This window comes from Paenibacillus sp. OAS669, from assembly GCF_014873645.1.
Classification (GTDB): Bacteria; Bacillota; Bacilli; order Paenibacillales; family NBRC-103111; genus Paenibacillus_S; species Paenibacillus_S vulneris.
On the sequence record NZ_JADBDR010000001.1, the window covers coordinates 148,144 to 164,526 of the forward strand.

Sequence of the window (16,383 nt, forward strand, 5' to 3'; positions counted from 1 at the left end):
GGAGCCTCAGGGAATTACAAACGCATTCGGAGAGCAGCGCAGTCCGCTGGCCGTAGCAGAGCTCGTTTCCTGCGTCTCGTAAGCTAGTAAACCCCTATTATTTTTTGGCGTCCGCTATTTTCTTCATCGTATCTTCCTCGGTCGAGCGGAATACGGTATTGTAGTCTCCGGTTAGGATGATTTTAGGAACCGCTTTGGCATATGGTGTCAGCATAAGGCTATCATACCGGGATTTTTCAGGGATCGGAGCGAACTTGTTATAGAACGAGGCGCCGAAGTTTTTCCCTTTGAAAATACTTTCCTGACCGTATACTTTCTTCACGGCGTCATTATCCAAGACCGGCATCATTCCGATTTTGGACAGCTTGGTTTGATGCTCCTCGCTGATTAAATACTTGATTACGTTCATCGCCTGATCTCTTTGCTTGGACATCGAGGTCACGGTGAAATAAGTAGGATACGCCTGCGAACCGACCTTAGGCAGGCTGTCGAACGTCGGCAGGGATACCATATCCCAGTTCATGCTCTGGAATTCCTCCGGGAATACGAAGACGATAGAGGACAGCCAGGCGAACATCGCTACGTTCTTCTCCTTCAAAAATTCATTGCGGTACGGAATGGCATCCTTAAGCTCCTTCATGTATTCAACATATCCCTGAGCTTTACTGGGACCGACAAACACGGTTTCAAAATACTCGCGCCACTTTTCATTGGTGAAAATGGTCGGTTTATCGGTTGCCGCATCGACAAAAGGAATCGATAACTGGTTCATAGGAAGCATATGAGTCTGGGATGAGGAGAGACCGATATAGGTTTTGCCATCCACCCGTGTTAACTGCTGGGCAAGCTTATTCGCTTCCGTCCAGGTCATGCCGTCTTTCGGATAAGGTACACCGAATTTATCGAATATATCTTTGTTGTAGTAGAGAACCATGTTGTTGTTGAAAACGGGAATACCGTAGATTTTATCCTTGGAAATCTGCTTGATGGAATCGGCCACGGACGGCTCAATCTTGGATAAATCGATCTGATGCTTCTTGACCAAATCCGTCATATCATACTCCAGTCCGTTATCGAGAAGACCGGAGGCGAAGCCGCCTATCGAATCCCAGTAAATGTCGATCGTCTCGCCGGAAGTGAGCAGCTCCTTAATCCCGTAGTTCGATTGCTTCTGAATGTACTTGATATTGTAGTTAGGAAATTTCTCTTTAAGCGCATTGCCGAATCGCTCATTCCAGCTCTCCGGAGAATCACCGCTGTTCGAATAAACGACCAGGTTCGCCGGCTCGTTATCCGAATTGGCGGCGGCCTTGTCGGCTGTACCTTTATCGGCCCCCGCACCTCCACCATTTCCTCCGCATGCTGCAAGCATGGAAATGAGCATGCTGGACGCCACAACCGTGACTATAGACTTATTCCACTTCATTTTATGCAACTCCCCTTTTTTTCTACTTCAGACTCCATCCAAGGCATACCGTGACAGAATGCCGTCTTTGGGACACGCTACCCTTTCTTTTCTTTCTCCAGATATTGGGTGAATCGCTCGTTCGCGTCTCGCAGCGCCGTATTGACATCTTTTCCCTGCTGCATTTCCGTCAATGCTTTCTTGATTTCCGATCTCCCTTGCCCGTCATAAGGTGTTGTGTAGTGGTTTTTGCGAATTTTGGCGCCAAACGCCGCATTGAAATTTTTGCCCTGCAGCGCGGGTAAATCACTGGCGAATATTTTTTTATGCTCTTCCGTTTGCTTCAAGCTGGACAGCCGTCCCGAACGGACAACAATATTCTGAACTTCATCTGATATGATGTGGCGCATAACCTGAAAAGCTGCCTGCTTGTTGGCGCTTTGCTTATTAAGGACCATATAGTGAGCATCCAGCTCTCTTGCCGTACCGAGACCTTCCTTGAAGTTCGGCATAGTGACCATATCCCAATTCATGGGATGCCCGTCGCTGTGAAGCCTCTGCAAGTCCGATGTGATCCCGCCGACAATCATCGCTGTATTTTGTTTGTCCGTAAAGTTCGGAATCGAGCTGCCCCCGATGTTGTGTCCGGGTATGCTGGTTATCATCAATGCTGTTTCCAGAACCTTCTTCCATTCCTGCGTATCCAGCATCGCCTTGCCCGTCTTCGCATCCACGTAATCCAGGGATAGCCCGAAGCCCATCTTATCGACGGTATCAGGGTCAAGACCCCTGTACTCTACGCCGTCTACCGTTCTGGTCAGCTTCTTGTTCAATTCCTGCGCGGCTTCCCAATCCATCCCATCCTTCGGATAAGGGACGGCCATTTTATCGAAAATATCTTTATTGTAAAACAGCGCCACCCAGTTCATGACATACGGCAAGCCGATGATTTCATTGCTTGTGGTGTACATCTTCAAGGATTCGGTAATGGCGGGATCAAACTGGTTCATGTCAATCCCCGCTCCCTTAATGAGGGGAGCCAAATCCTCCACCATCCCGAGCCCCTGCCAATTCATTACCGTCGTGCTGGCAGCCAGAATAATGTCCGGCACAATCCCTGCAGCCATCAAATCCTGAGGCATCATACCCTTTCCCTTGCGGATCAGTTCGAGTGTGACATTAGGGTATTTGACGGCAATCGGCTGCTTGAAGATTTTATCGAACTCTTCATCGGTAAGAGGTACGTCAAGATAAAAGCTCAGCTTTACCGGTGCAGAAGGCATTTCATCAGCTGATTTCACTTGCTGTACTTGACCCGATGGAGGTGCCGAACAACCGGCCGCCAGGACAAGGAAAATAAGAACCATAATGAACCAAGGAGATCTTTTCACCGTAAGCCCCCGCTTTCATTAACAGTTTACACACGGTATTCCGCTACACTTACTGGGCCTATCAGGCCGGAAGGCCGCTTATCCCGATCGATCCTATTAGCAAGGCTGTTCGTAACGGCTACTCGGAGCTCATTCTCACCTTGCTTGACGTACGCTTCAATATTCAGCCTATACGGATGCCACATGCGTACCCCGGCAAACTGTCCGTTCACCCACACTTCCGCCATTTCATGGGCTTCTCCCAAATCGAGCAGGATCTGCTCCGTACGACTTGAGACGGGTTCCTCTATGACAAAGCGGTTCACATAATGCACCGTACCTGAAAAGGTATCCAGTCCCTCGATCTCCGACCAGTCTCCTAATCCTGTAACCAGGGAGGAAGCTTCAGGGGCAGCGGACTCCACCCGCCAGCCGTTTTCCAGAACACGCACTGCCTCTTGCGATGCTGGCGTTTCACTGGTTATCACAGCCGTTCTATCCTCTTCAATAGGAGCTGCGGGGTCGATACGGAAAATAACACTTTGCCTTCTGTCCAAATGAATCGGAACGGTTGTTCCGAGATTCGATCTGAGAGCATAGGCTGATCCAACCCTGGCTTCCCACGGGTCCCATAGCTCGGTCTTCCCCGATACTGCAACAGACAAGGTTCCCTCGTAGGCTTGTTCTCCCTCATGAACCAGCACATAGAAATGATTGCCATCCTTGACGACATGACTAACTCTAATATCCGGGCAAGGAGGATCCAACAGAACTTCGGGCTGCAGGATGTCATCCAGTGCCGCAATCAATTGATCAGGGCTTGTCAACCGGATCGTTGCCGGCAAGCCGCGCTCCTGCTCCTCCGTATGAAGTACGAAGACCGTACCTCCTCCATCGAGGAATAGCTGCAAGGCTGCCTTTGTTTCTTCCTCCCATAAATGTTCGTTTTCCACCAGCACCACAGTGTAAGCCTGTTCTTGAATCCGAATGCAGCCTTTGTCGATCGCGTTTTCTTTCACCAGCAAGCTTTCTTCCAGATAATTAAACTCCCTCTGGTGCTCGTACAACGGCTTGACTTCCTGCCACGGCAGCCAATCTTCGCGGCATAGAACGGCTATTGGCGTTGTATTGACGCTGCCCGTCATAAGCCAGCTCATTCGTTTCATGTAATCGGAAAAAAGACGGTAATGCAGCCACCAAATGTTGTTCGGCCCCACATCGGGCGGACGCTCATTATATCTGCGCGGTCCCTCAATGGAATAATAGAATGCGTGAGGGCATAGAAGGTTGACCCCTCTCACCAATAGCCAATCCATGTACCACTTGATGTCTCCTCCGCTTAGAGCCCATCCGCCGCCCGGGCTGCACACGCCAAGGAACTCATTGAGGTTTCTGCGTCTGCCCCTGTGCCTTGCCGCATCGGAAGAGCATTTGGCCATGGTTGTATGCCGGCCTTCCAATGCTTTGCCGTCTTCAGGAGCGACCCAACGCCATACGACATCCTGTCCCGGAATTTGAAAATGCTCCAATAAACCGATCTCGTCGCTTGCCGCCGGATGGCCTGTTAATGCAATGCCATGCTCCGCGCACCAATCGCTTAGAGGCTTATAATAGGCTTCGACCATCCGTTTGTTCACGGCTTTGCGGTAGGCCCGCCGCACAGCTTCCGAGCTCTCCCCCTCGAGCCACAAGAGAGGCAGGTCGGTTTCCCTGCAGCCTTCCTTCAGGAAATAATCCAGGAACCCTGTGGTCCATGACTTAAGCCCCTTCACATGACGGCGCCCCATAATGTCCGGCTCATCCGTAAACATGGCCTGGATCGTATTGCCGAAATAGACTCCGAGCCGTTCATAATACCGCTGATGCGTCAGCCGAATAAACTTTTGCGTGGCCAGAGGGTTCAACAGGTCCGCGGAGGCCGGAGCATTAGGCTCCCCGTCATCCTCGCCGAAATGTATCCCCCGGATCGTTCCTTTGGAATACGTCTCGATGAACAGCAATAGTGATGCATACCCGTCGGGTATAAGAACTTCTCCGTTCACAGGCTCAACCTTGACCGCAGCCGAGGGATCAATGCTGCTCCCATCCTTCTTCTTCACAGCTTGTACGGAGACCAGCACTTCGCCTTCGCTTAAAATGTCAGATAGCTCGATCGGCTTGGAGCCATCCCATTCCAGCATCTTCAAGCCCCGGCTTGCATAAGCCGGATCGTCTTGAACCACCATCCCTTTGGCGGAGCCTGACGGATACATGGCCTCGTCATACAAAAACACCGTCATGCCTAATCGTGACGCCTCTTTCACTGCCGCTTCAACCAGATCCATGTAGCTGTCCGATAAGTACGGGATACTCTCCGGTATTCCTATTCGCGGATGGATAACGAAGCCCATAACCCCTTTATCCGCGAAGTCTGTGATTTGCTTAATGATTTCCTCCGCCGTCAGTGCATCGTTCCAGAACCAGAACGGGACCGGCGTAAATTCGTCCGAGGGCTCCAGAAATTGCTGCTCCAAGGACCGATTCGATAGCACTTCTTTCATGTTGTCTTCCGTCCTCTCTATCATTGTTATTGTTTAACCAAGGAGACGACGGGCGGATGAATGTAGTCCTGGTACTTCTCTGTTACCCGGCTGGCATCCGTATCTCCCGCGTGGAAATAAACACGGTGCTTATAGCTCAGGGATTGGCCCTTCTGAAGCAGCTTGCCGCCCAAGAAGTAGAAATTGTTGGCCGCCAGAAGACCGTAGTCCCGTACATGCCAATACGTAGGATAGTCCGCATTATCGGGATGATCGAAGGCGGCGATTCCCAGCGTCTTGCCGCCGACATTGCCGTAGTAGTCGCACCATTGAGCGCGCTGACCCCAGCATTCCTTTTCTCCGACAGAACCGAAGGAATTGCGAATTACTCCTCCGTTATCGGCCTTCATCGATTCTGCGACGCGGATTCCCAGCGGTCCCGCTTCTTTCGTAGCGCCCAGCTCAACACGTCCGTTCGCCACCAGGGAGAAATCGATATCGATAAACCGGCCTTCAGCAGGAGTATTGTAGAACGTCATCGTTCTTGTTTCCGTCAATTGCGGCTTTCCTCCGTAGGAGCACCATTGTTGAGTAGAGGTCAGTCTTGCCAATACCGCACCTGCAGTTTTGTCCCCGAATCCGGTTACGATTTGCTTTCCATGCCGTTCCTTCGGCTCATTCCACATATCAATGTCGTTAACATCACCGATCGCAAGCCATAAGGATCTGTGATGCGGGTGCTCTTTCGTTTCAAAATCAAGGCGTGTAAAGCTTTCCCCGTACGGCCCCATAATAGGTCCGAGATAAGGCTTGGCGATGTCCGGATGAAATACATAAGAGGTGAAATAGCTGCCTCCGATCACCACATCGATCTGATGCTCTTTTTCCTCCAGCCGAATGCCCGATACCGCTTCTCCTTCCGGATTTGCACCCGCATGAACGGTATAGGTAAGGCTCTCCCCGTTGGCTAGATGATCCACAATCCAGTGGAGGATCAGCTCGCCGTTAACATTCTCGCATTGGAGCGCCACCGGCTTTCCGTCCTCTCCAGTCATATACAGCGCGGCCGTTCCATTAAGAATCTCGGCATTAGCGGCAATGCGGAAGGATACGGGACAATGCCGACGAGCATGGTGGCCGGATTGTACGGATAAAGTAAATAAAGACATCCTATTCGCCTCTTTCATGTAGTTGTACTAACAAATTTCTTACATACCTCAAGGAAGCTTGATTATGAACCATTACATTTTCTCCCATACATTCAGCAGAAACGCGCCCTTGATATCCACAGTCCCTAAGAAAGGTAAACAAGCCTCTCAGATCGACTCCGGTGTCTTCGGTCCCTGACGGGAAGCTTCGATCGAACTCGGCATAATGCACATGCGCCAGGAGGTTGCTTTCAACCGCACGCTTCACAATCTCGGGTGACTCCTGCTCCAAATGCATGTGGTAAGCGTCGGCAAGCACTTGAATATGCCGCAGATTGAGCTCGAGAGCTATGTCCAACGCTTCCTCAACTTTATTGATCACATTGCTTTCCTTACGGTTCAGCGGTTCTATAGCGACAATAAGATCATATTGATCTGCATAGCGGTCACATAGGGTCAGAAAGTCTTTAATTTGTTGAAGTCCCTGTTCGACGGCATAGCCCTCCGGAACGGTTCGGGCGCCTCCGCTGCCGAAAATAATCATTTCTCCGCCGACTTCATGAATTCGCTTCATTGCTTTTGCGACGTACTCTTCTATCGCTTGCGGCTGGGTTTCCGGGCCTGTTAATTTCAGTGCAGGAGGAATAAAGCTGTTAAAGACGGGAATGGCAATGCCTTCCTCTTTCAGCTTGCTTTGCAGCCGCTCAAATTCATCCTCTGAGAGCTGGGCCAGTGCCCCGACGGTAAGCTCCGCGAAGTCATAGCCTGATTGGAGCAGGCCGTTAATTCCGGCAAGCAGCACGTCGGCTGGATCTTTCTGTGAAGCTTCGGTATTTCCGCTTTGCGGCATAAAAGACCCGGTTGTCAGGCAGCATCCAATAGCCGGAAAGGAAGAGGTGCGTTCATTTGGCTTATTCATGCTTTGCTCAGCTCCGGTACATAAGGCAGGAATACTTCCTTGCCGGTTCTTGCGGATTCATAAAGCGCTTGCACGATTTCGACGGAAGCTCTTCCCTCTTTGCCTTCAATCATAGGAGGGCGTCCCTCTATTACGGCATCGATCATATCCTGGACTTGCCCTGCATGACCCGTCTTCGGCAGTGCACCCGATTCGGAAGCCGGTTTGGCTGCGCCTGTACCGTAAGCTTCCAGGATACGGGCTTCCTCGGAATAGTGCTCATCATCATCAGCCATTTTAAACAGCTCGATCTTGTTGCTTTTGGAATAAATGGAGCCCGTTGATCCGTGAATTTGAACGGAGACCTCTAGCCCCGGATAGGCGCATGTCGTTCCAATAAGGGTACCGATAGCTCCGCTTTCGAACGTCACGACGGCTACCGCTGTGTCTTCCGTTTCAATCGGGTGATTGTACGTCCCCATTTTGGCAAAAATGCTTCGCACCGGCCCCATAAACCACTGCATAAGATCAACGGTATGGATGGTTTGGTTCATGATCGCACCGCCGCCGTCCATGGCCCAGGTGCCTCTCCATCCGCCGTTCTTGGCGTAATATTTATCATCGCGATACCATTTCAAATGAAAATTGGATGTGATCATTTTGCCCATCCGGCCGCTTTGGATCGTTTGCTTGATCAATTGGTTGGCCGGCGCAAGCCGGTTCTGGAATACACAGCCGAGATACAGTCCTTGCTCCGCCGCCACCCGGTTCATTTCATCAATTCGATCTACACGGATCTCCAGTGGCTTCTCGGTCAGCACATGCTTGCCGGCCTTGAGCGCCATGATCGTATGCTCCTTGTGCCAGCCGCTCGGCGTGCACACGCTGATAACATCGATATCCTCGCGTTTCAGAAGCTCCTCATAGCTCGTGTAACGGTTCGCCGGATCAATTCCATATTCGTCGCCAAGCTTGTGCAAAACCGCTTCGTTCATGTCGCAGATCGCGACGAATTTACATCCCTTCGCTTTTACCGCACTGGCGAGATGGCTTTTGCCAACTCCCAGCCCGAATACGGCATACCCGATTTCTTTGGATGACATGGATGATTTCTCTCCTTTTTGCTTCATGTGTAAAAAAATGGAATTATCGCATTGCAGCTAATGGTCTATGGTCTTCTCATTTGTACGAAACAGCTTGGTTACTGCCAGACGGAGAATGAGAGGTACGATACAAAAGCCTATCAATAGCGTGCCTCCGAAGCCGGCATTTCCGTACAGAGATGAGAACCATAATCCCGCCGCGATCCATACGATCAACAGAATAATGAATAACCCCAGCAGCACCATGATTTTTTTGACCATACCGCACCTCCCAAGTGATTATTTTTTCGCCTTGCGGCTTCTTCCTTTGCTTTCCGCAATGCCGTATTCACATCCATATTGTTAAGCGACGGATTAAATGTTTAGAACGATTCTAAGCGTTTCTTTCCACGAGCTAGCAATGCTACCAATGCTACATCCACGGATGAAGGCCTTCCCAACGGACCGTCCAGCTGCCATCGGATGGAAAACCGGGAGCGTGACGTTCCGGACTTCCCTGCCAGCCGCAGGCCATCATTGCAACTGCTGTCAAAAGCCCGCCGTTGCCAGGCAAATAAGCGTACAAGCCGGGACGCTGGTAGTTATGGCCGTTCGGTAAATACGTGTTCTTGGTGACCTCCTTCAGCAGCAGATCGACGGCCCATTCTCCTTCACCCAGCCGAGCCGCGGTCATTGCCGCCATCGGGTAATCCCAGCCCCAGGTGTGCTCCCAGCGCCAGCTGTCCATAACCCGCTGCAGTGTATTTCGCATAACGGCCGGATCTGCTTTTTTGCCGGGGAGCATACCCAGTGCACCCAGCATGGAAGGATGGTCAATGTTGGCTTTTGTATACGTATCGGGGCAATTCTCGTGAGCCAGGTAAACCCCGTCCAGCTGAGGCAGCTCGGATAGCTGCTCGCTTACTTCCAGCCATTTCGGGTTCACCGGAACACCTAGTCGTTTCGCCCATTCCATTGCTACTTCTAACCCATGGCGCCAGTATTCCAGCTCGTACGTCGGATTCCAGGTGTGCTCTGCCTTATGATTTTCTTGTGCCGGAATCACCGGCGGCCCAAGGACATATCGGCGGCCTTCCTCATCCCATTCGGCAAAGGATGCCATGAATTCGGCCGATTCCAGCACGACATCACGGTATCGCTCCAGCGTCTCCCGGGTAGGCTTCGCCAAATAACACAGCTCTGCCATAACGATAGGATGCGGCTGCTGCCAGATTAGCAAAGGAGCTATAACCGACGGGCTCTGAGCCCCTTCTGCGGCAACCATTTTGGGCCAACGGGCACCTTGATAGCCCTGAGACCTGGCGATTTCACGCGCTGCGGGAAGAATATCGTTGTACCATCCCATACTTCGTTCCAGCAGATGGGCTCTGCCCCACAACGGAAAATGAAACGCATGCCACCAATGCATCTCCAGATGAAGCTTACCGAACCAGCTGTTATACAATAATCCGGTTTCTTGAGGAGGTACGCTTCCTGCGCTGTGGATAGCGGTATTGAATTGCGACAGCACGATACGGCGTTCGAGCTCAAGCGCCCGCGGATCCTTGCTGTCAGCCAGCTCAACGGCACCTCCGCTCATCCAGAAGCTCTCCCAATGATCGCGGCTAGCCTCCATCATCTCCTCTGCGGATGCAAGCGCTATCACATGACCCAGCGGAGAAAAGCCAGCCGTAAATTCCATATACTTCGAGATTTGATCCCCATGAAGGATAAATTCGTGCTTCCCGGTCTGCTCCAGCCTGCCTTGGGACCAGCCTAAAGCAACGTTGTACCCGTCCTCATCCATGGTTCGTTCCAGCAAAGCGCCGGTCGGATAAGACTTGCTGCATGTGGTCGCATGACTGTCCGGCTCTCCCCAATGGAGGTCTATCGAACGGTCCCAGCTCCGCGAGGTCATTCCGGGCGCAGGGAAGCGAACCCGAATCCGTAAGCGTCCCTCTGCAAGCAGCGGACTTTCCACCTTAACTCCGAAGCTGTCCAGAGAAGGATGACAAAAGGTATGTACAATGACGGGCTGGTCATCCACACGAAAACGACTTACGATAATCCCGCTCCAAAGATCCAGCGTTTGTTCTATATCGGTAATTGCATCCAGGCTCAATAGCTCACCTGAAGCTCTCGTAAACTCAAATCCAAATTGCCCCAGCTGCAGCCTGTGCGGATTTTGTCTCAGCCAGTGATAGGCTTCTTCCTTGTCCTCCGCGCGGATTGGATAACCGCCAAGCTGACGCTCCTCATCCTTATACTGCATGCGGACATCATTGAGACTCCAGACATTCCGGCCTCCTGAGCTGTGCCAGGCCCATTGCGACTGTGTTCCCAGAGGAATCGTGTACGATTCCGGAAACGTTTGCAAACCGGTGAAATCCGCTGTAAAAGCAAATTCCCCGTTCCCGACGGAAAGCGGAGATAAATCCAAAACTTCTCTGATAACCGGATTATGCCGGGTGACCAAGGCCTTTCTGTTAATCTTCAAGCTGTATGCCCCCTTTTTTAGAGAAAAAAGAATCATATAAAATTATACCAGTCTGATGACCTGACACATGGGGGGGTTACACAATGTTTATGGGGGTCTCAACTCATTTTCGCGAAAATACCAACTCTGCAAAGTGGATTATGGGTTGATTACATCATGAATCGAAGTTTATAATCTAACTAGGTGGATGATTGTAAAATGTTACCGGAGGTGGCTTATGAACCCAATGGCTTCGGAGGTATTCAGAGCGGACCAGAAATTTCGTCCGGGTATGAATATTTTTGTAAATCGAGCATTTGAAGCCTTCAGTATTCCTCAGCATACGCACGATGCCATTGAAATCAGCTATGTTACGGAAGGGATCGGGTATCAGTTTATTAACAATACGGTAGTCCCGGTCAAACGCGGAGATATTTATCTGCTTCCGATGGGTACGTCGCATGTTTATCGACCCCCTTCACCGGACAAGGTTCGAACATTATCCATTCTGAACTGCGTATTCCGGCCGGAGCTGCTGCAAAGCTCTTCCTCTTTCCCGCCGGCAGGCTCTGAGCTGCATAATGCGCTGTTTCATTCCGAGAATATGAGACAGCCTTGGTTTCATCACTATGATAAGGACAGCAAGTATGGGGAATTATTTCATAATCTTCTGTCAGAGTACCGCCTTCAGCTGCCCGGGTATGAAGTCATTGTCCATTCCATACTCATTCAAATTCTCGCTTTGCTTCATCGGGATACTTTGTCTACGAGCGTGCCTGAAACCATGAATCTGAAGGTGCAGGATGCACTGCAGTTCATCAAGCAGCATTATCATGAGGATATTAATTTGAAGCAGGTTGCCGAGCATGCCTTTCTCAGCGTAAGTCATCTGCAAAGACTTATTAAGCAAGCGACCGGGACATCCTTCACCTCCTATGTACAGCATTTAAGGGTACAAAAGTGCTGTGAACTGTTGAAAGCCACCTCGATGACTGTACAGCAAATCGCCGGGACGGTGGGATATCACGACATGAAGTTTTTTCATACGCTGTTTCGCCAAAGAACGGGAATGACTCCACAGGAATACCGGAAAAATGACCGCGTGCTGCCTAACCTCACTGACAAATGCTTTGCGGCTCTTATTGAAAACGCAAACATTTTAAGCTTGCCTACCGGACACTTCAGATAAGGCTCCGGTTTTTTCTGAAAATTGTAAAGGAATTGTATCCTATATGCGCAAAAAGCATGGAACACCGAGCTGCTGCTCTGTATTCCATGCTTTTATTATGCCTTGGCATTCCCTTTAGCCAATAAATCCTGTACGACAACGCTGACCGCAATCAATCCGGCTACCGGCGGCACAAACGCGTTACTTGCCGGAGGCTGCTGTGCCTTACGGATTTCGGGTGCGTTCTCGGGAACGATGCGCTGCGTAACGTCCTCGCGCGGTTTAATTGGTTCTTCCGTGGAGAAGACGACCTTTACGCCTTTTTTAATGCCGTCTTTACGCAGCTTGTGACGGATTACTCTCGCCAGCGGGTCCATTGTCGTTCTGGAAATATCCGCGACCTGGAACTTGGTTGGGTCCATTTTGTTAGCGGCGCCCATGCTCGAAATGATCGGAATTTTGCGCTGTAAACATTGCTTGATCAAATGAATCTTATAACTGATCGTATCCGATGCGTCAATAACGTAATCCAAGGGATATTCGAACAGCTTCTCGTACGTTTCTTCCGTATAGAACATCCGGAGCGATACAACGTCGCACTCCGGATTGATTTGCAGGATCCGGTCCCTCATCAAATCGGACTTGGGTTGGCCTACTGTCGATAACAGTGCGTGTACCTGGCGGTTAATATTTGTGATATCGACAACGTCCTTATCGATAAGAATGAGTTTTCCGACGCCTGTACGCGCCAGCGCTTCAGCAGCAATGGAACCAACGCCGCCGATGCCGAGGACGGCTACGCAGCTGTTGCGCATAATGTCCAGCCCTTCCGGGCCGATGGCAAGCTCTGTTCTGGAAAACTGGTGCAGCATAAGGGCCGCCCTCCTTATAGTGTTCATTATCATTTGAACAGGCGAAGAGCCGGTTATTCCCGGCATCTTCTCTGTCTTTGCTATTTATTTGGAAGCAGGCTGCTTCAAGGCCAAACGAATGGACAACAGCTCCAGCTGCTTGTCGCTTACCGGACCCGGCGCATCAGTCAACAAGTCGGTAGCGCTCGCCGTTTTCGGGAATGCGATCGTTTCGCGAAGGTTCGTACGTCCGGCAATCAGCATCACCAAGCGGTCGAAGCCGAAAGCGATACCGCCATGCGGAGGCGTACCATATTCGAAGGCTTCGAGAAGGAAGCCGAATCTCTCTTGCGCTTCTTCTTTGGAGAAACCAAGCGCCTTGAACATTTGCTCTTGAACTTCCCGCTTGTAAATCCGCATGGATCCGCCGCCGACTTCGTATCCGTTCAATACAAGGTCATAGGCCTGAGCACGGATTTGACCCGGATCGGTATCGAAGTAATGCAGGTCTTCTTCCTTCGGACGTGTGAACGGATGGTGCTCCGCCACATAACGTTTTTCTTCTTCGTCGTAGCTCAAGAGTGGGAAGTCAACGACCCATGCAAATTTGAATTTGCTCTCGTCAATCAATCCAAGCTCACGACCGATTTTCAGACGAAGGTTACCAAGTACATCAGCTACTACCTTTTTCGTGTCGGCAGAGAACAGCAGCAAGTCGCCTTCTTCGGCGCCAAGGCGCTCTTTCAACGCGGAAAGTTCTTCCTCGGTAAAGAACTTCACGATAGGACCTTTCATTTCGCCGTCCTTCAGGACAACCCATGCCAGGCCTTTCGCTCCGTAACGGGCAGCGAATGTGCCCAGGTCATCGATTTCCTTACGGCTCCAGCTGCCGCAGCCTTTAGCGTTCAAGGCTTTAACTTGACCGCCTTTTTCAACGACGGAAGCAAATACCTTCACGCCGGAATTTGCAACGATATCCGATACGTCCTGGAGCTCGAGGCCAAAGCGCAGATCCGGCTTGTCAGAGCCGTATTTGCCCATAGCATCCGCATAGCTGATGCGTTGGAACGGACGCTCAATCTCAACGTTAGCCGTTTCTTTCATCAAACGTACAACCAGCTCTTCCATCATTTCGAGCAGCTGGTCCTGGGTCAGGAAGGAAGTCTCGATATCCACCTGGGTAAATTCCGGCTGACGGTCTGCACGGAGGTCTTCGTCACGGAAGCAGCGAGCGATTTGATAATAGCGCTCCAAGCCACCTACCATCAGCAATTGCTTGAATAGCTGAGGCGACTGCGGCAGTGCGAAGAATTCGCCCGGATGCACACGGCTTGGCACCAGATAACTGCGCGCCCCTTCCGGTGTATCGTTGGTCAGAATTGGTGTCTCCACTTCCAAGAAGCCATTCTCGTCCAGGAAATCACGGAACAATTTGGCCGCTTTGGAACGAAGCATCAAGGTGCGCTGCATTTCCGGACGGCGCAGGTCCAGGTAACGATATTTCAGACGGAGCGACTCGTCGATTTCGATTCCATCCTCAATGAAGAACGGAGGGTTCTTCGCTTGGTTCAAAATTTCAATTTGGGTAACTTGAATTTCGATCTCGCCTGTGGCCAGGTTCGGGTTTACAGTAGCCGGGTCACGCTCTACTACTTTGCCGCTTACGGCAAGAACATACTCGTTGCGGGCACGATCCGCAATGTTCAACGCTTCGCCGGAGAAATCCGGATTGAATACGATCTGTACAAGCCCGCTGCGGTCGCGCAGATCGATAAACAATACGCCCCCAAGGTCGCGTCTGCGCTGTACCCAGCCGTTCAAAACGACGGTTTCCCCGACGTTCGCTTTCGTTAAAGCTCCACAGTGATGCGTTCTTAACATCATGATTTCATCTACCTCCAGATATGGTTTACCTATTTGATTCCTGTTCTTTCAGCTTGCGCAATTCGGCAGCGAAGGTGTCGAGCTTCATCGTTTGCTGTTCGCCGCTCGCCATCGTCTTGACGGTAATCTCTCCGCGAGCCAGCTCATCTTCGCCAAGGATAGCGACAAAATGAGCCTGGTACCGGTCGGCCGATTTCATTTGCGCCTTGATTTTGCGGCCCAAATAATCCTTTTCGGCCCGTAAGCCTTCCAGCCGCAGCTGATGCAGCAAACGAGGAATTTCCTGCTCTGCCGCTTCGCCAAGACCGATGACATACACATCCAGCGGTTTTACGGTTGGAATTTCAACTCCCTGCGCCTGCAGGATGAGCAGGGTACGCTCCAAGCCCAGTCCGAGGCCGACTCCCGGCTGATCATTGCCGCCGATCTGGCCTACAAGACCGTTGTAGCGTCCGCCGCCGCCGATGGTATCGATAGCGCCGATGCCGGCTGCCTTGTATTCGAACGCAGTATGCGTATAGTAATCCAGACCGCGTACCAATCGAGGATTCACGCTAAATGGAATATCCATTGCCTTCAAGTAATTTTGCACCGCTTGGAAATGGACGCTGCACTCCTCGTCCAGATGCTCCAGAATGGTCGGAGCTCCTTCGCAGTACTTCTGGTCGATTTTACAATCGAGAATCCGCATCGGATTGCGGTCGTAACGGGATTGGCAGTCTTTGCACAGCTTATCCTTCACCGGTGCAAAAAATTGCTGGATGGTATCGCGATAAGCGGCTCGCACCGCAGGATTGCCGACCGAGTTAATCTCGACGGTCACATCCTTGATCCCGACCTCCCGGTAAAATGTGTAGCCAAGGGCGATAACCTCCGCATCGATGCTCGGATCAACCGAACCGAATGCTTCGATACCGAACTGGTGCAGCTGGCGGTAGCGGCCTGCTTGCGGCTGCTCGTAGCGGAACATCGGACCGATGTAGTACAGCTTGCTGACATCGGGCTCTCCGTAGAGCTTGTTTTCCACGTACGCTCTTACTACGCCGGCAGTTCCTTCAGGACGCAAGGATATGCTGCGATCCCCTTTGTCCAGGAAGGTGTACATCTCCTTCTCGACAATATCCGTCGTTTCCCCAACACCCCGTTGAAACAGCTCGGTATGCTCAAAGATCGGAGTGCGAATTTCGCGATAATTGAAGCGTTGGCACAGCTCTCTGGCTTTTGCTTCGATATACTGCCATTTTTCTACTTCACCGGGAAGCAAATCCTGAGTTCCTTTTGGTTTTTGAATGCTCACTGCAACGACACTCCTTTCATAAAATTCATTTCAGCCGGTAAATCCAATAAACCGGTTCGGATGGATAAAACCAAAAAATCTCCCGCCCCTGACGCCTTGTCAGGGACGAGAGATCCATTATCGAAATCTTCCCGCGGTACCACCCACGATTTGAATTTGCATAAGCTGCTCCTCTATAATGGAGCCGTGCAAATTCACTCTTAAGCGGTTAACGCCCGCGCAACGCATTACGACTACTGCATCGGCTGTTCTGCCGATGGTTCCCCGTATGTCCTCCGGGAGGTC

At 51.2% G+C, this 16,383-nt stretch carries 12 protein-coding genes; 1 reads left to right on the plus strand and 11 read right to left on the minus strand.

The window, feature by feature from the left end; translation table 11 throughout:
- Positions 1 to 97: 97 nt before the first annotated feature.
- The 8 genes from GGC63_RS00585 to GGC63_RS00620 form a co-directional block, all read right to left on the minus strand.
- Positions 98 to 1,426 carry an ABC transporter substrate-binding protein gene (locus GGC63_RS00585; protein ID WP_192700683.1) on the minus strand — a complete coding sequence of 443 codons (1,329 nt, stop codon included), beginning with the start codon at positions 1,424 to 1,426 and terminating at the stop codon, positions 98 to 100.
- Positions 1,427 to 1,503: 77 nt separating this feature from the next.
- The gene (locus tag GGC63_RS00590) at positions 1,504 to 2,796 is read right to left on the minus strand and encodes an ABC transporter substrate-binding protein (protein WP_192700684.1); all 1,293 of its coding nucleotides are present in this window, start codon (positions 2,794 to 2,796) and stop codon (positions 1,504 to 1,506) included.
- A gap of 26 nt (positions 2,797 to 2,822) precedes the next feature.
- Positions 2,823 to 5,315, minus strand: a complete 2,493-nt coding sequence (locus GGC63_RS00595) for a glycosylhydrolase-like jelly roll fold domain-containing protein (RefSeq protein WP_192700685.1) — start codon at positions 5,313 to 5,315, stop codon at positions 2,823 to 2,825.
- A gap of 26 nt (positions 5,316 to 5,341) precedes the next feature.
- Positions 5,342 to 6,463 (minus strand): PmoA family protein, encoded by a 1,122-nt coding sequence (locus GGC63_RS00600; RefSeq protein ID WP_192700686.1) that lies wholly within the window; start codon positions 6,461 to 6,463, stop codon positions 5,342 to 5,344.
- A gap of 1 nt (position 6,464) precedes the next feature.
- Positions 6,465 to 7,361 (minus strand): sugar phosphate isomerase/epimerase family protein, encoded by an 897-nt coding sequence (locus tag GGC63_RS00605; RefSeq protein WP_192700687.1) that lies wholly within the window; start codon positions 7,359 to 7,361, stop codon positions 6,465 to 6,467.
- Entirely contained in the window at positions 7,358 to 8,443 is a 1,086-nt protein-coding gene (locus tag GGC63_RS00610; RefSeq protein ID WP_192700688.1) for a Gfo/Idh/MocA family protein, read from the minus strand. The genes GGC63_RS00605 and GGC63_RS00610 overlap by 4 nt, the downstream gene beginning before the upstream one ends.
- A gap of 57 nt (positions 8,444 to 8,500) precedes the next feature.
- Entirely contained in the window at positions 8,501 to 8,704 is a 204-nt protein-coding gene (locus GGC63_RS00615) for a hypothetical protein (protein WP_192700689.1), read from the minus strand.
- 151 nt (positions 8,705 to 8,855) lie between these two features.
- A complete protein-coding gene (locus tag GGC63_RS00620; RefSeq protein ID WP_225947846.1) occupies positions 8,856 to 10,919 on the minus strand; it encodes a glycoside hydrolase family 65 in 2,064 nt (687 codons plus the stop codon).
- A 217-nt stretch (positions 10,920 to 11,136) separates the two neighbouring features.
- On the opposite strand from GGC63_RS00620, the gene GGC63_RS00625 reads away from it, so the two are divergent.
- Positions 11,137 to 12,087, plus strand: coding sequence for an AraC family transcriptional regulator (locus GGC63_RS00625; RefSeq protein WP_192700691.1), 951 nt, complete (start codon positions 11,137 to 11,139; stop codon positions 12,085 to 12,087).
- Between the two features lie 95 nt (positions 12,088 to 12,182).
- Here GGC63_RS00625 and GGC63_RS00630 read toward each other — a convergent pair whose 3' ends face one another.
- The 3 genes from GGC63_RS00630 to hisS all read right to left on the minus strand — a co-directional run bounded on the left by GGC63_RS00630 (position 12,183) and on the right by hisS (position 16,098).
- Positions 12,183 to 12,938: a ThiF family adenylyltransferase gene (locus GGC63_RS00630; RefSeq protein ID WP_192700692.1), complete on the minus strand. Its 756-nt coding sequence runs from the start codon at positions 12,936 to 12,938 to the stop codon at positions 12,183 to 12,185.
- 84 nt (positions 12,939 to 13,022) lie between these two features.
- Complete coding sequence (gene aspS / locus GGC63_RS00635) at positions 13,023 to 14,798, minus strand: aspartate--tRNA ligase (protein ID WP_179136192.1); 1,776 nt, start codon at positions 14,796 to 14,798, stop codon at positions 13,023 to 13,025.
- A 28-nt stretch (positions 14,799 to 14,826) separates the two neighbouring features.
- Positions 14,827 to 16,098, minus strand: coding sequence for a histidine--tRNA ligase (hisS, locus tag GGC63_RS00640; protein ID WP_192700693.1), 1,272 nt, complete (start codon positions 16,096 to 16,098; stop codon positions 14,827 to 14,829).
- Between the last annotated feature and the right edge of the window lie 285 nt (positions 16,099 to 16,383).

Coding starts and splice junctions, on each gene's coding strand:
- GGC63_RS00585 (WP_192700683.1), bottom strand. CDS start 1,426: ATGAAGTGGAATAAGTCTATAGTCACGGTTGTGGCGTCCAGCATGCTC.
- GGC63_RS00595 (WP_192700685.1), bottom strand. CDS start 5,315: ATGAAAGAAGTGCTATCGAATCGGTCCTTGGAGCAGCAATTTCTGGAG.
- GGC63_RS00600 (WP_192700686.1), bottom strand. CDS start 6,463: ATGTCTTTATTTACTTTATCCGTACAATCCGGCCACCATGCTCGTCGG.
- GGC63_RS00605 (WP_192700687.1), bottom strand. CDS start 7,361: ATGAATAAGCCAAATGAACGCACCTCTTCCTTTCCGGCTATTGGATGC.
- GGC63_RS00610 (WP_192700688.1), bottom strand. CDS start 8,443: ATGTCATCCAAAGAAATCGGGTATGCCGTATTCGGGCTGGGAGTTGGC.
- GGC63_RS00615 (WP_192700689.1), bottom strand. CDS start 8,704: ATGGTCAAAAAAATCATGGTGCTGCTGGGGTTATTCATTATTCTGTTG.
- GGC63_RS00625 (WP_192700691.1), top strand. CDS start 11,137: ATGAACCCAATGGCTTCGGAGGTATTCAGAGCGGACCAGAAATTTCGT.
- GGC63_RS00630 (WP_192700692.1), bottom strand. CDS start 12,938: ATGCTGCACCAGTTTTCCAGAACAGAGCTTGCCATCGGCCCGGAAGGG.
- aspS (WP_179136192.1), bottom strand. CDS start 14,798: ATGTTAAGAACGCATCACTGTGGAGCTTTAACGAAAGCGAACGTCGGG.